A 12,605-nucleotide genomic window follows, 5' to 3' on the forward strand; every position below is an offset into this window, starting at 1 on the left:
GCCGGCATGGGCTGGCTGATGCTGGCGGTGGGGCTGAACCTCTCCGGCGTGTTCCAGCTCGGCGGGCCGGTGGCGCTGGGCTCGGGCGTCGCGGCGGCGGGGCGGGTGCCTGGGCCTCCGCCACGGGAGCGGCGAGCAGCAGGCCGAGCGCCATGGCCAGAACGGCATGGAGACCGGCGCGGCAGCCGGCGCGCGCCGCTCCCGCCGGGCGCGCCCGCGCCCCCGCTGGCCGCCACAGGCTCATAGGGGCATCGGGCCCACGGCGAACTGGCTGTCCGGCGTCACCACCAGGCCCCAGAGCAGGCTCAGCGCCACGCCCAGCACCAGCAGGCCGAGCAGGGCGCGCGTCTCCTCGCCACGCAGGCGGGTGCCCATGCTGGCGCCGAACTGCGCCCCCGCCACGCCGCCGATCAGCAGCAGCAGCGTCAGCACGATGTCGACGCTGCCGGTCTGCACCGCCTGCAGCAGCGTGACGTTGGCGGCGACGAACACCACCTGGAACAGCGAGGTGCCGATGACCACGGCGGTGGGCATGCCGAGCAGGTAGATCATCGCCGGCACCAGCATGAAGCCGCCGCCGACGCCCATGATCGCCGAGAGCACGCCGATGGCCAGCCCCACCAGCAGCGGCGGGATGACCGAGATGTACAGGCGCGACTTGCGGAAGCGCAGCTTGAAGGGCAGGCCGTGCATCCAGAAATGCGCGTGCAGCCGGGCGGGGCCGCCCTGCCGCCGCCGGCGCAGGATGGCGCGCACGCTCTCGCGCACCATCAGCGCGCCGACACTGCCCAGGATGACGACGTAGAAGATCGAGACGGCGAGATCGACCTGCCCCAGCCTTCGCAGCCAGGCGAAGAGCTGCACGCCGAGGCCGGAGCCGATGAAGCCGCCCACCAGCAGCACGCCGCCCATGCGGGGGTCGACATTGCCGCGCCGCCACTGCGCGATGAGGCCGGAAACCGAGGCACCCAGCGTCTGGTTGGCGCCCGAGGCCACCGCCACCGGGGCGGGAATGCCGATCAGGATCAGCAGCGGGGTGAGCAGGAAGCCGCCCCCCACGCCGAACAGCCCCGAGAGCCAGCCCACGCCAAAGCCAATGCCCAGCAGCAGCAGGGCATCCACCGACATTTCGGCGATCGGCAGGTAGACCTGCATCGCGGTTCCAGTCTTTACGCCAGAAGGACAGGCTTCCGGTTTGGACCCGTCATGCCCGGCAGACAAGGGACATTCCGAATGCGGCGGGACTTGGGCTAAAGCGGGGCTGCCCGTGGGGAATCCGTCATGCCGCCCGACTCTCCTGCCCCCTCCCCCGCCGCCCCCGCCCGGCCCGGCCTGCCGCGCCGCGCCCTGCTGCGCGTCGCGCCGCTCGGCTTGGCGCTGGCCCTTCCCGCCCTGCGCCGGCCCCGCGCCGAGGTGGAGGCGCGGCTCGCGCTGCTGCACCTGAACGACTTCCACGCCCGGCACGAGGGCCAGCAGCCGAGCGGCGCCGCCTGCGCGCCGGGGCGGGACTGCCTGGGCGGCAGCGCACGGCTGGCCACCGCCCTGGCGGAGGCCCGCGCCGAGGCCGCCGCCGCCGGCCGCGCCGTGCTGCAACTCGACGCCGGCGACCAGTTCACCGGCAGCCTCTACCACACCGCCCATGGCGGGCTGGCCGAGGCGGCGGTGCAGCGCGCCACGGGCTGCGAGGCCATGGCGCTCGGCAACCACGAGTTCGACCACGGGCCGGAGGGGCTGCTGCGCTACGCCGGGGCGGTGGATTTCCCGCTGCTCTCGGCCAATCTCGACACCCGCCGGATGCCGGCGCTGGCCGCGCGCATCCGCCCCTCGGCCCTGTTCGAGCGCGGCGGCGCGCGGATCGGCGTCATCGGCCTGACGACGGAGACCACGCCGCGCGCCTCCAGCCCCGGCCCCGACCTCGCCTTCACCGACGCGCAGGAGGCCGCCGCCCGGCAGGCCGCCGTGCTGCGGGCGCAGGGGGCCGGCACCATCCTCGTGCTCTCGCATCTGGGCCTGGCCAGCGACCTCGCTTTGGCCGCCGCCGTGCCGGGCCTCGACCTCATCGTCGGCGGCCATTCCCACACCCTGCTGGCCGATGGCCTGCCCGGCGCGGAAGGCCCGCACCCCCTGCTGGCGGATGGGCCGGACCGCGCCGTCCGCATCGTGCAGGCGGGCTCCTACGGGCGCTGGCTCGGCCGGCTCTCGCTGGACCTCGCGGCGGATGGGCGGGTGCTGGCGCATGGCGGCGCGGTGCGCCCCGTCACCGCCGCCCTGGCCGAGGATGCGGCGGTGGCGGCGCTGCTGGCCGGCTTCGCCGCGCCGCTGGCCGCGCTGCGCGCCAGCCCCGCCGGCCCCGGCGCCCCAGGACTGACGCCGGAAGGCTGCCGCGGCGGCGAATGCGCCCTCGGCAACCTCGTGGCCGACGCCATGCTGGCCGCCGAGCCGGAGGCCGAGATCGCGCTGACCAATGGCGGCGGGCTGCGCGCCGGCCTGCCGGAAGGGATGATCAGCCGCGGCGCGGTGCTGGAGGCGCTGCCCTTCGGCAACACCCTCGCCTTCCTGGTGCTGCGCGGCGCCGACCTGCGCGCGGCGCTGGAGATCGGCCTCTCCCGCGCCGGCTCGGGCGGCGCTTTCCCGCAGGTGGCGGGGATGGCGCTGCGCATCCGCCCGCAGGCGCCAGTGGGCGAGCGGGTGGCGGCGGTGACCATCGGCGGCCGGCCGCTGGAGCCGGAGCGGGCCTACCGCCTCGTCACCAACGACTTCCTGCGCCGCGGCGGCGATGGCTACCTGCCCTTTCGCGACCGGGCGCTGATGGCCCGCGACAACGGCCTGCCCATGGACGAGGCGGTGGCCCGCCACCTCGCCGCCGGGGGCGCCGCGCGCGCCGCGCGCGCCGCGACGGAGGGGCGCATCCGCGCGGAGTGATAGGGCGGGTTTTCACGGGCCGCCGGGCATGGTTCTTGCCCCATGGTTCTCGCGCATGATTCTTGCTGCGCCGGACATTACCGGCGCGGCGCCCCGCCCGCCCGCTTTGTAGAGGTTCCCCCGCGATGCTCCGCCGCACCCTCCTCGCCGCTCCCCTTGGCGTGCCCGCCCTGCTCTCCACCGCCGCGCGGGCGCAGTCGCCGGGCCGCGCCGGCACGCTGCGCGTCGTGCCGGAGACGCTGACCACCATCCTCGACCCGCACTTCACCACCAGCTTCACCGCGCGGGACTTCTCCTACCTCGTCTTCGACACGCTCTTCGCGGTGGACGACCAGTGGCGGCCCCGGCCGCAGATGGTGGAGCGCTGGGAGCGCAGCGAGAACGGGCTGGAGTGGCGCTTCACCCTGCGCGAAGGGCTGGTCTTCCACGACGGCGCCCCCGTCACCGCCGAGGATTGCGTGGCCAGCCTGCGCCGCTGGGGCGCGCGGGACGCGCTGGGCGGCATGCTGCTGCGCGCCACCGCCACGCTGGAGCCGGTGGATTCCGCCACCTTCCGCCTGGTGCTGCGCGAGCCCTTCGGGCTGGTGCTGGAGGCGCTGGCCAAGCCGGGCGCCATGGTGCCGATGATCATGCCGAAGCGCCTGGCCGAGACGCCCGCCACCCGCCCGGTCACTGAGCCGATCGGCTCCGGCCCCTACCGCTTCGTGGCCGAGGAATACCGCCCCGGCGACCGCATCGTGCTCGCCCGCCATGCCGGCTACCGGCCGCGCCCGGAGCCCTCCGTCTGGGCCAGCGGGGCCAAGCATCCGCGCTTCGAGCGGATCGAGCTGATCGCCATGCCGGATGTCTCCAGCCAGGTGAGCGCGCTCTCCACCGGCGAGGTGGATTATCTGGAGCGGCTGCCGGCCGATGTGCTGCCCATCCTGGAGCGGAACCGGCAGGTGAAGGTGCAGGTGGTGAGCCCCTTCGGCTACCAGGGCATCCTGCGCTTCAACCACCTCCAGGCGCCGTTCGACAACGTGCAGGTGCGCCGCGCCGTGATGCTGGCGGTGAACCAGGCCGACTACCTGCCCGGCGTCGCCGGCCGCGCCGAATACGGGCGGGAATGCCGCAGCTTCTACGGCTGCGGCACGCCCTACGAGACCGCCGCCGGCATGCCCGCCGCGCCCGATTTCGAAGGCGCCCGCCGCCTGCTGGCGGAGAGCGGGGCCGATCTCTCGAAGCCCGTCGTCATCCTGCACCCGGCCGACGCCCCCGGCATCGCCGCGCTGGGGCTGGTGACGCAGGATCTGCTGACCCGGCTCGGCTTCACGGTGGACATGCAGGCGATGGACCTGAACACCTTCTTCGGCCGCCGCGCCCGGCCGGAGGGCTGGCACATCTTCCACACCACCAACACCGTGCCGGACATGCAGACGCCGTTGCAGAACGTCTATCTGAACGGCGCCGGCCCCGGCCCGGCGGGCTTCGCCGGCTGGCCGAAGGACGAGGCGGTGGAGCGGCTGCGCGCCGCCTTCGCCGCCGCCGGCAGCGAGGACGAGCGCAAGCGGCTGGCGGGCGAGATCCATGCCCGCGCCGCCGAGGCCGGCTTCTACATGCCGCTCGGCCAGTTCGTCGCCGCCTCCGCCTGGCGCGCCGAGCTGACCGGCGTGCCCACCGGCCCGGCCATGTTCCTCTGGAACATCGCCCGCGGGGGGCGCTGAGCGCCATGCTGGGCTATTCCGACTATCTCGACCTCGTGCCGAAGGTCGAGCTGCACCTGCACATCGCCGGCGCGGTGCGCGCCACCACGCTGGTGGAACTGGCGGCGGCCAATGGCGTGCGCCTGCCGCGCCCGGCGGAGACGCTCTACCAGTGGCCGGATTTCTACGGCTTCCTCGAGGTGCTGCGGCTCGGCGCCCTGGCGGTGCGGCGGCGCGAGGAGTTCGCCCGCGTGGCCTATGAGTGCATCGAGGATTTGCACCGGCACGGCAATGTCCGCCACGCCGAGATCTTCTTCAACCCGCACTACTACACGCCGAACGGCGCCACCTACCCGGAGATCGTCGATGGGCTGATCGACGGGCTCGCCCGCGCCGAGGCGGAGTTCGGCACCTCCGCCCTGCTCATCGCCTGCATCGACCGCAGCGTCTGCCTGCCTTCCGAGGCGCTGGAGATGCTGGAGTGGGTGCAGCGCCACCCGCGCCCGCAGGTGGTGGGCATCGGGCTGGATGGCGCCGAGCGCGCCGGGCCGCCGCTGCTGTGGGTGGAGGCGTGGCGCCGCGCCGGCCGCGCCGGGCTGCGCCGCACCGCCCATGTCTGCGAGGACAACCAGACGCTGTTCGAGGGCCCGCCCGCCCACTTCACCCATTGCCGCGACGCGCTGGGCTGCGACCGGCTGGACCACGGCTACAACATGCTGGCCGACCCGGCGATCCTGGCCCGCGCGGCGGCGGAGCAGGTGCCCTTCACCATGGCCTGCTGGTCCTCCATCCCGGCCAACCGGGCGCCGCGCCAGCAGCGCATCCGGCAGCTCTACGAGGCGGGAGTGAACATCGTGCTGGGCACGGACGACCCGACCTTCTTCCACACCAGCATGGGCCATTGCTGGCGCACCCTGTTCGACGCGCTGGGCTGGCAGCCGGCGCAGGCCCGGCAGCTCAGCCTGGCCGGGGTGGAGGCGAGCTGGCTGCCGGAGACGCGCAAGGCCGAACTGCGCGCCGAGTTCAGCGCGCGGCTGGATGCGCTGGAGGCGGCGCTGGACCCGGAAGACCGCAGGCTGGATCTCGCCATCATGCGAGAGGTGAAAGAGTCAGAAAGAAGTTCTTTTTAAAAAAAGAACAAAAAACTTTTTGTCAGTTTGGTGTCACGCTTCTCAACCAGCGCACCGCCAAACTGACAAAGTCTTTTTGCTTCTTTTTCTTCAGAAAAAGAAGATTCCTACCCCCCTGCCACGCCCTGCGCATTGACGTAAACGCTGTAGAGCGAGCGCGAGGCGGCCATGAACAGCCGGTTGCGGTGCCGCCCGCCGAAGCAGATGTTGGCGCAGCGCTCCGGCAGGTCGATCTGCCCGAGCGGGCGGCCCTCGGCGGTGAAGACGCGCACGCCGTCGAACTCCGCGCCGCCCATGCCCCAGCCGCACCAGAGGTTGCCCTCGGTGTCCACGCGGAAGCCGTCCGGCGTGTCGCCCGCGGCGCCCTGCACCACGGTGCGGCGGTTGGAGAGGCGGCCATCCTCGCCCACGTCGTAGCCGACGATGCGGCGCGGCTCGGCGCGGCTTTCCACCACGTAGAAGATGCGCTCGTCCGGGCTGAAGGCGAGGCCGTTCGGCCCGGCCAGCTCGTCGGTGACGAGGGTGACGGCGCCGCTCTGCCCGTCGATGCGGTAGACGCCCTGCGAAAGCTCCGGCTCCGCCTTCTCGCCCTCGATGTAGCCGAGGATGCCGAAGGGCGGGTCGGTGAACCAGATGGAGCCGTCGGACTTCACCACCACGTCGTTCGGCGAGTTCAGGCGCTTGCCGTCGTAGCGGTCGGCCAGCAAGGTGATGGCGCCGTCATGCTCGGTGCGCGTCACGCGCCGCGTCAGGTGCTCGCAGGTGACGAGGCGGCCCTGGCGGTCCCGCGTGTTGCCGTTGGCGTAGTTGGAGGACTGGCGGAAGGTGGCGACCTGCCCCGTGGCCTCGTCCCAGCGCAGGATGCGGTCGTTCGGGATGTCGGACCAGTAGAGGGCGCGCTGGTCGCCGAACCAGACCGGCCCCTCCGCCCAGCGGCAGCCGCCGGCCAGCTTCTCCACCGTGCCGTTCATGGCGCGGAAGCGCAGGAAGGCGGGGTCGAAGGCGCGGAAGCGCGGCTCGGGGTAGCGCTGGCTGGGCTCCCAGGGCGTCTCGTTCAGGCCGGTCGGGGTCATGGTGTTCTCCCTCACTTGTCTGATGAGAAGACTGGCACGGGGCGTGGCGCGGCACTATCCCTGGCGGCCAGGGCGCGGAGGTCGTCGGCCAGCGCCCGCATCCGCTCCGGCCGGGCATCCCAGGCGAACATGAAGCGCGCCCCGCCGCCGATGAAGGTGTAGAAGCGCCAGCCCTTCGCCTTCAGCCCTTCCAGCACCGCCGGCGGCGCCTGGAGGAAGACGGCGTTGGACTGCACGGGAAACATCGGCGCCACGCCGGGGATGCCATCGAGCATGGCGGCGAAGTCCCGCGCGCAGGCATTGCCATGCGCGGCGTTGCGCAGCCAGGCGCCGCTTTCCAGCATGCCCACCCAGGGCGCGGCCAGGAAGCGCATCTTGGAGGCGAGCTGCCCCGCCTGCTTGCAGCGGTAGTCGAAATCCTCGGCCAGGGCGCGGTTGAAGAAGATCACCGCCTCGCCCACCGCCATGCCGTTCTTGGTGCCGCCGAAGCAGAGCACGTCCACCCCCGCCTGCCAGGTCATCTCGGCCGGGGTGCAGCCGAGGCTGGCGCAGGCATTGGCGAAGCGCGCGCCATCCATGTGCAGGCGCAGCCCGAGCGCCCGGCACTCGGCGGCGATGGCGCGGATCTCCGCCAGCGAATAGACCTCGCCCGTCTCGGTGGGCTGGGTGATCGTGACGGCACGCGGCTTGGGGTAGTGGATGTCGCCCCGCGCGGTGGCCAGCGTGCGGATGGCGTGCGGCGTCAGCCGGCCGCCGCTGGCGGGCGCCACCAGCAGCTTGGAGCCGTTGGAGAAGAATTCCGGCGCGCCGCACTCGTCGGTCTCGACATGCGCCGCCTCGGCGCAGATCACGCTGTGGTAGCTCTGGCACAGCGCGGCCAGGGCCAGCGCATTGGCCGCCGTGCCGTTGAACACGAAGAACACCTCGCATTCCGTGCCGAACAGGGCACGGAAGCGGTCGGCGGCGCGGGCGGTCCAGGGATCGTCGCCATAGGCGGGGGCGTGGCCGGCATTGGCCTCGGCCATGGCCTGCCAGGCTTCGGGGCAGAGGCCCGCATAGTTGTCGCTGGCGAATTGCTGGTCCATCGGCGGCGCCCTTCCTTCCATGCTCCGCATCGAGGTGGGCGCCGTTGGATTGCCGAGCGCGGCCACATCCCCCGTCGCCGGGGTGCCACCTTGCCACGGACGGGGCAGGTTGGCGTCGGGGCGGGGCCCGACTCGCGATGCTGGCGCGGCTTCTACACCGGGAGCCTCAGCCCTGGCCAGGGGGAGGGGCAGGGGGCGGGGCGGCCGGGGCGCGGCGCACCTCCCACCAGGCCAGCGCCGCGTCATAGGGCAGGGCCAGCGCCTCCCGCCCGCGCCACCACCAGCGCTCCCGCCAGGCATGGGCGGCCTCGGGCGGCGGCGCGGCGCGCGCGCGCAGGCCGTAGAGCCGCAGCAGCATGACGCAGCGCGGCAGGTGGTAGCCGCTGCTGGCGGCATAGACCGGCCCCTGATGCCCGCGCAGCAGGGCGGCGCAGGCGCGGGCGGAGGAGAGCGTGTCCGTCCCCGTGGGTTCCAGCCGGATGGCGGCGGCGGGCACGCCGAGATCCTGCAACAGGCGGCCCATCACCTCGGCCTCGGCCGGGCCGTGGCGGCCCTTGGCGCCGGTGGGCACGTAGAGCGGGCTGGGCAGGGTGGCGCCGAAGGCGGCGGCGGCCATCACGCGGCGGCGCAACGTCAGGCTCGGGCCGCCATCGGCGCGCACGGCGGCGCCGAAGATGACGATGGCCGGCCGCTGCTCCAGAGGATCGCTCATCCGGGCGGGGCGGCCAGCAGCAGGCGGTTGAGCGGCTCCATGGCATCGCGCAGCGCCGCCCAGTCCCGCGCGAAGGCCTCGCGCGGGATGCCGTTGGCGGCCAGCGCGTCGCCGATCTCGCCGATGCGGCGTTGCCCGTCCACCCGCGCCAGGATGGCGGCGGCGAGGCGCGGCAGCGGGATGCCGAGGCGGATGTCGTCGAAGGTGACGCGCAGCACCCCGTCCCGGGGCAGCCCCTTGGCCAGCGCCGCGCCGTCCAGCTCGCGCAGGACCGGGATGGCGGCGGGGTCGTCCCAGGCGGGTTCCGGGGCCTCGTCGCGCGTCACATAGGCGATGTGGATGCCCATGTTGCCGCAGATCGACTCGGCGAGCGCCGCGCGGGCCACGGGGTCCAGTGCGGCGGTGCGGGCACGCAGGCGCGGGTCCGGCAGATAGCGGTCCGGGTCGTAGCGCAGCGGCTCGACGAAGCAGCGGAGCCTGAGCCCGGCCCCCCCGATCAGCGCCGCCAGCTGCGGCACGCTGAAGGAAGCATCGCGCGGGTTCAGCAGCAGGTCGTAGAGTCCGGCATCGCCGCCATCGAGATGGTCGGTGATCCAGGGGTTGCGGCGCAGCCAGGCGGTCTCGGGCAGGTGCTTCCACAGGCGGCGGGCGGCCTCCACCCGGGCGGCGGGGGGCTCCTCCTCCGGTGCCAGCAGGCGCAGCGCGTCCTGCAGCATGTAGACGCCGGTGCGGCCATGCGGGGCATAGACCATCAGCCCGATGCCGCCCCCCGGCGCCAGCGCGCCCGCCAGCGCCGCCAGCCCCGCCGCCGGGTCCGGCAGGTGGTGCAGCACGCCGCAGCAATCGATGTAGTCGAATGCGCCGAGGCCCAGCGACGGCAGGTCGAGCAGCGAGCCGTTGACGAAGCGGATGTTGGCGAGGCCGCGCTGCCTGGCCCGCGCCTCGGCCACCTGGCGGGCGGCGGCGGAGCGGTCGAGCCACACCACCTCGCCGGGGCGGCCGGCCCATTGCATCTGCTGCGCCAGCATCATCGTGCCGTCGCCGCTGCCGCCGCCCGCCATCAGCGCCCGCAGCGGCTGCGTGGCCGGGCGGCGGGCGCCGAAGATCCAATGGTCGATCTCCCGCAGGTGGCTCGGGCTGCCGACGATCAGGCGCTTCGCCTCCTCGCGCGGGTCGCGCTGCGGGTAGGGGTAGGCCTCGTACTGGGCGGCGAGATGGGCATCGGTGGCGTCCATGCCCCACCGGATAGGCGATGCCGCGGCGCCGCGCCAGCGAGCCTTCCATGCCGGGCCGCCAGGAACCATGTGGAGGGCATGCCGCCGATCTCCACCCTCTCCCGGATCGTCCTGGTCCTGCTCGTGGTCAGCGCGCTGGTGCGGATCGCGATGTTCGCGATGGAGCGCCAGTAGGGGCGCCAATAAAAAAGCCGGGGGAATGAATTCCCCCGGCTCCAAATCGTCATTCCTGCGAGTCGGCGCGCCCGGAGGCGGTCAGTTCTCTTCCTCGCGGTCGGTCTCGACCTCGATCTCGGCGTCGATGTCGTCCTCGGCGTCATCGAGGTCCTCGGCGTCGTCGATCGCGTCATCGGCGTCGACGTCCTCGATCTCGACCTCGTCGCCATCGGCCTCGACCGGGACGGGCCGCTTCTTGACCTTCTCCTCGACCACGGCGGCGGCGCGGCGCAGGCGCGGCTGCTCGGCGGGCTGCTCGGTGCCGCACTTGGGGCACACCGCCGGCTGGCGGGTCAGATCGTAGAACTTGGCACCGCAGGCGACGCAAGTGCGTTTCAGACCCAGTTCGGGCTTGGCCATCAGCGTGAGTATCCCGGGAAAGGCGGGCCAGGGATGGGCCGGCCGAAAAACACGGGGCGCATTGCCACGCACCCCGCCCCCATGTCAAACCCCGCCCTTGTGGAACATGGAACGAATGCAAGGCCGCTGCGCGCCTCCCGGCCGCTTCAGGGCCTCTCCGGCCGCCTGACGGTCGCCGGCGACAAGTCGATCAGCCACCGCGCGCTGATGTTCGGCGCGCTGGCCGTCGGCCGCACCGAGATCTCCGGCCTGCTGGAGGGGGAGGACGTGCTGCGCACCGCCGCCGCCATGCGGGCGCTGGGCGCCACGGTGGAGCGGCTGGGCGAAGGCCAGTGGCAGGTCTCCGGCCGCGGCGTCGGCGGGCTGGTGGAGCCGGCGGACGTGCTGGACATGGGCAATTCCGGCACCGCCGCGCGGCTGATCTGCGGCCTGCTCGCCGGCCACCCGCTCTTCGCCGTGCTGACCGGCGACGCCAGCCTGCGCAAGCGGCCGATGAAGCGGGTGACGGACCCGCTCTCGGCCTCGGGCGCGCGCTTCACCGGCCGCGCCGGCGGCCGGCTGCCGCTCGCCATCGAGGGTGCCGCCCAGCCGATGCCGCTGGACTACACCCTGCCCATGGCCTCGGCGCAGGTGAAGTCGGCGGTGATGCTGGCCGGCCTCTGCGCCCGCGGCGTGACCCGCGTGGTGGAGCCGGAGGCGACGCGCGACCACACCGAGAACATGCTGCGCCATTTCGGCGCCACGGTGCGGGTGGAGGCCGATGGCCACCGCCGCGTCATCGAGCTGGACGGCCAGCCGGAGCTGGTGGCCGCCCCCGTGGCGGTGCCGGGCGACCCCTCCTCCGCCGCCTTCCCGCTGGTGGCGGCGCTGCTGGTGCCGGGCTCGGTCCTGACGGTGGCGCATGTCGGGCTGAACCCGCTGCGCACCGGCCTGTTCACCACGCTGCGCGAGATGGGCGCCGACCTGGCGGTGGAGAATGCCCGCACCGAGGGCGGCGAGCCGGTGGGCGACCTGACCGCCCGCTTCGGCGCGCTGCGCGCCGTGGACGTGCCGCCCGAGCGGGTGCCCTCGATGGTGGACGAATACCCCATCCTGGCCGTCGCCGCCGCCTGCGCCAGCGGCGTCAGCCGCTTCCGCGGCCTGGCCGAGCTGCGGGTGAAGGAGAGCGACCGCGTGGCCGCGACCGCCGCGCTGCTGGCGGCCAACGGCATCCGCGTGGAGATCGAGGGCGACGACATGCTGGTGCACGGCACCGGCGCGCCGCCGCCGGGCGGCGGCACCGTCGTCACCCATATGGACCATCGCATCGCCATGAGCGCGCTGGTGCTGGGCCTGGCCACCGCGCAGCCGGTGACGGTGGACGATGCCAGCTTCATCGACACCTCCTTCCCCGGCTTCGCCGACCTCATCAACCGCGCGGCGGGGGGCGATGCCCTGCGCCGGCTGAACCACCCGGCCACCGCATGAGCGGGGCGCAGCCGGCGCCCGCGCGCAGCCTTGCCGGGGTGGTGATCGCGGTGGACGGGCCGGCGGCGGCGGGCAAGGGCACGCTGGCGCGGCGCCTGGCCGAGTCGCTCGGCCTGCCCTACCTGGACACCGGCCTGCTCTACCGCGCCACCGGCCGCCGCCTGCTGGACGAGGGCGCCGACCCCGCCGATCCGGCCCGCGCCGAGGCCGCTGCCCGCGCGCTGACGCCGGAGGACCTGCGCCGCCCCGACCTGCGCGGCCCGGCGGCCGATCGGGCCGCCAGCGCCGTGGCCGCCATCCCCGCCGTGCGCGCCGCGCTGCTGGACTGGCAGCGGGATTTCGGCCGCACCCATGGCGCGGTGCTGGACGGGCGGGACATCGGCACCGTGGTCTTCCCCGAGGCGCCGGTGAAGCTGTTCGTCACCGCGAGCGACGAGGAGCGTGCCCGCCGCCGCTGGCTGGAGCTGCGCGGCCGCGGCGTGGAGGCCGACCCGGCGCAGGTGCTGGCCGAGCTGCGGGCGCGGGACGCGCAGGATGCCAGCCGCGCCACCGCGCCGATGAAGCCCGCCGGGGACGCGCTGCTGCTGGACACCACCGCGCTGGACGCCGAGGCGGCCTTCGCCGCCGCCTGGGCGCTGGTGCGCGAACGCCTGGGCTGACAACGCCCGGCCTGACAACACCCTGGCTGACGCGGCCGAGAACTTTCGAAAGGAAGAAGAGGGA

The 12,605-nt window shown here is 73.7% G+C and carries 12 protein-coding genes; 6 read left to right on the forward strand and 6 right to left on the reverse strand.

What is annotated here, in order from left to right:
* Positions 1-246, forward strand: a 246-nt coding sequence (locus ACFOY6_RS09135; RefSeq protein ID WP_379650266.1) for a hypothetical protein, incomplete at its 5' end; no start/stop codon positions are given.
* Here ACFOY6_RS09135 and ACFOY6_RS09140 read toward each other — a convergent pair.
* Positions 241-1,155: a sulfite exporter TauE/SafE family protein gene (locus ACFOY6_RS09140; protein WP_109515752.1), complete on the reverse strand. Its 915-nt coding sequence runs from the start codon at positions 1,153-1,155 to the stop codon at positions 241-243. The genes ACFOY6_RS09135 and ACFOY6_RS09140 overlap by 6 nt on opposite strands.
* A gap of 126 nt (positions 1,156-1,281) precedes the next feature.
* Here ACFOY6_RS09140 and ACFOY6_RS09145 point away from each other — a divergent pair, with 126 nt between their 5' ends.
* The 3 genes from ACFOY6_RS09145 (at position 1,282) to add (ending at position 5,734) form a co-directional block, all read left to right on the forward strand.
* Positions 1,282-2,922: a bifunctional metallophosphatase/5'-nucleotidase gene (locus ACFOY6_RS09145; RefSeq protein WP_379650268.1), complete on the forward strand. Its 1,641-nt coding sequence runs from the start codon at positions 1,282-1,284 to the stop codon at positions 2,920-2,922.
* A 125-nt stretch (positions 2,923-3,047) separates the two neighbouring features.
* Entirely contained in the window at positions 3,048-4,625 is a 1,578-nt protein-coding gene (locus ACFOY6_RS09150) for an ABC transporter substrate-binding protein (protein ID WP_379650270.1), read from the forward strand.
* Positions 4,626-4,630: 5 nt separating this feature from the next.
* Positions 4,631-5,734 carry an adenosine deaminase gene (gene add, locus ACFOY6_RS09155; RefSeq protein ID WP_379631864.1) on the forward strand — a complete coding sequence of 368 codons (1,104 nt, stop codon included), beginning with the start codon at positions 4,631-4,633 and terminating at the stop codon, positions 5,732-5,734.
* A gap of 107 nt (positions 5,735-5,841) precedes the next feature.
* Here add and ACFOY6_RS09160 read toward each other — a convergent pair whose 3' ends face one another.
* The 5 genes from ACFOY6_RS09160 to ACFOY6_RS09180 all read right to left on the reverse strand — a co-directional run bounded on the left by ACFOY6_RS09160 (position 5,842) and on the right by ACFOY6_RS09180 (position 10,415).
* Positions 5,842-6,807 carry an SMP-30/gluconolactonase/LRE family protein gene (locus tag ACFOY6_RS09160; RefSeq protein ID WP_379650272.1) on the reverse strand — a complete coding sequence of 322 codons (966 nt, stop codon included), beginning with the start codon at positions 6,805-6,807 and terminating at the stop codon, positions 5,842-5,844.
* A gap of 11 nt (positions 6,808-6,818) precedes the next feature.
* The gene (locus tag ACFOY6_RS09165; protein ID WP_379650274.1) at positions 6,819-7,892 is read right to left on the reverse strand and encodes a threonine aldolase family protein; all 1,074 of its coding nucleotides are present in this window, start codon (positions 7,890-7,892) and stop codon (positions 6,819-6,821) included.
* A 166-nt stretch (positions 7,893-8,058) separates the two neighbouring features.
* Positions 8,059-8,604, reverse strand: a complete 546-nt coding sequence (locus ACFOY6_RS09170) for a YdcF family protein (RefSeq protein WP_379650276.1) — start codon at positions 8,602-8,604, stop codon at positions 8,059-8,061.
* Entirely contained in the window at positions 8,601-9,839 is a 1,239-nt protein-coding gene (locus ACFOY6_RS09175; protein ID WP_379650278.1) for a class I SAM-dependent methyltransferase, read from the reverse strand. The genes ACFOY6_RS09170 and ACFOY6_RS09175 overlap by 4 nt, the downstream gene beginning before the upstream one ends.
* A 255-nt stretch (positions 9,840-10,094) precedes the next feature.
* Positions 10,095-10,415: a TIGR02300 family protein gene (locus ACFOY6_RS09180; RefSeq protein ID WP_109515745.1), complete on the reverse strand. Its 321-nt coding sequence runs from the start codon at positions 10,413-10,415 to the stop codon at positions 10,095-10,097.
* Between the two features lie 81 nt (positions 10,416-10,496).
* Between ACFOY6_RS09180 and aroA the strand changes: the two genes are divergently transcribed.
* Both aroA and cmk read left to right on the forward strand, forming a co-directional pair.
* Positions 10,497-11,882, forward strand: coding sequence for a 3-phosphoshikimate 1-carboxyvinyltransferase (aroA, locus tag ACFOY6_RS09185; RefSeq protein ID WP_379650280.1), 1,386 nt, complete (start codon positions 10,497-10,499; stop codon positions 11,880-11,882).
* Entirely contained in the window at positions 11,879-12,541 is a 663-nt protein-coding gene (cmk, locus tag ACFOY6_RS09190; RefSeq protein WP_379635803.1) for a (d)CMP kinase, read from the forward strand. The genes aroA and cmk overlap by 4 nt, the downstream gene beginning before the upstream one ends.
* Positions 12,542-12,605 lie beyond the last annotated feature (64 nt).

The sequence above is a fragment of the Teichococcus aestuarii genome (assembly GCF_042651065.1).
GTDB classification, from domain to species: domain Bacteria; phylum Pseudomonadota; class Alphaproteobacteria; order Acetobacterales; family Acetobacteraceae; genus Pseudoroseomonas; species Pseudoroseomonas aestuarii.

Bases quoted from the DNA above. Each gene is read 5' to 3' on its own strand.
- ACFOY6_RS09160 (WP_379650272.1), bottom strand. From the start codon at position 6,807: ATGACCCCGACCGGCCTGAACGAGACGCCCTGGGAGCCCAGCCAGCGC.
- ACFOY6_RS09150 (WP_379650270.1), top strand. From the start codon at position 3,048: ATGCTCCGCCGCACCCTCCTCGCCGCTCCCCTTGGCGTGCCCGCCCTG.
- cmk (WP_379635803.1), top strand. From the start codon at position 11,879: ATGAGCGGGGCGCAGCCGGCGCCCGCGCGCAGCCTTGCCGGGGTGGTG.
- ACFOY6_RS09165 (WP_379650274.1), bottom strand. From the start codon at position 7,892: ATGGACCAGCAATTCGCCAGCGACAACTATGCGGGCCTCTGCCCCGAA.
- ACFOY6_RS09145 (WP_379650268.1), top strand. From the start codon at position 1,282: ATGCCGCCCGACTCTCCTGCCCCCTCCCCCGCCGCCCCCGCCCGGCCC.
- aroA (WP_379650280.1), top strand. From the start codon at position 10,497: ATGTCAAACCCCGCCCTTGTGGAACATGGAACGAATGCAAGGCCGCTG.
- ACFOY6_RS09140 (WP_109515752.1), bottom strand. From the start codon at position 1,155: ATGCAGGTCTACCTGCCGATCGCCGAAATGTCGGTGGATGCCCTGCTG.
- ACFOY6_RS09170 (WP_379650276.1), bottom strand. From the start codon at position 8,604: ATGAGCGATCCTCTGGAGCAGCGGCCGGCCATCGTCATCTTCGGCGCC.
- ACFOY6_RS09175 (WP_379650278.1), bottom strand. From the start codon at position 9,839: ATGGACGCCACCGATGCCCATCTCGCCGCCCAGTACGAGGCCTACCCC.
- add (WP_379631864.1), top strand. From the start codon at position 4,631: ATGCTGGGCTATTCCGACTATCTCGACCTCGTGCCGAAGGTCGAGCTG.
- ACFOY6_RS09180 (WP_109515745.1), bottom strand. From the start codon at position 10,415: ATGGCCAAGCCCGAACTGGGTCTGAAACGCACTTGCGTCGCCTGCGGT.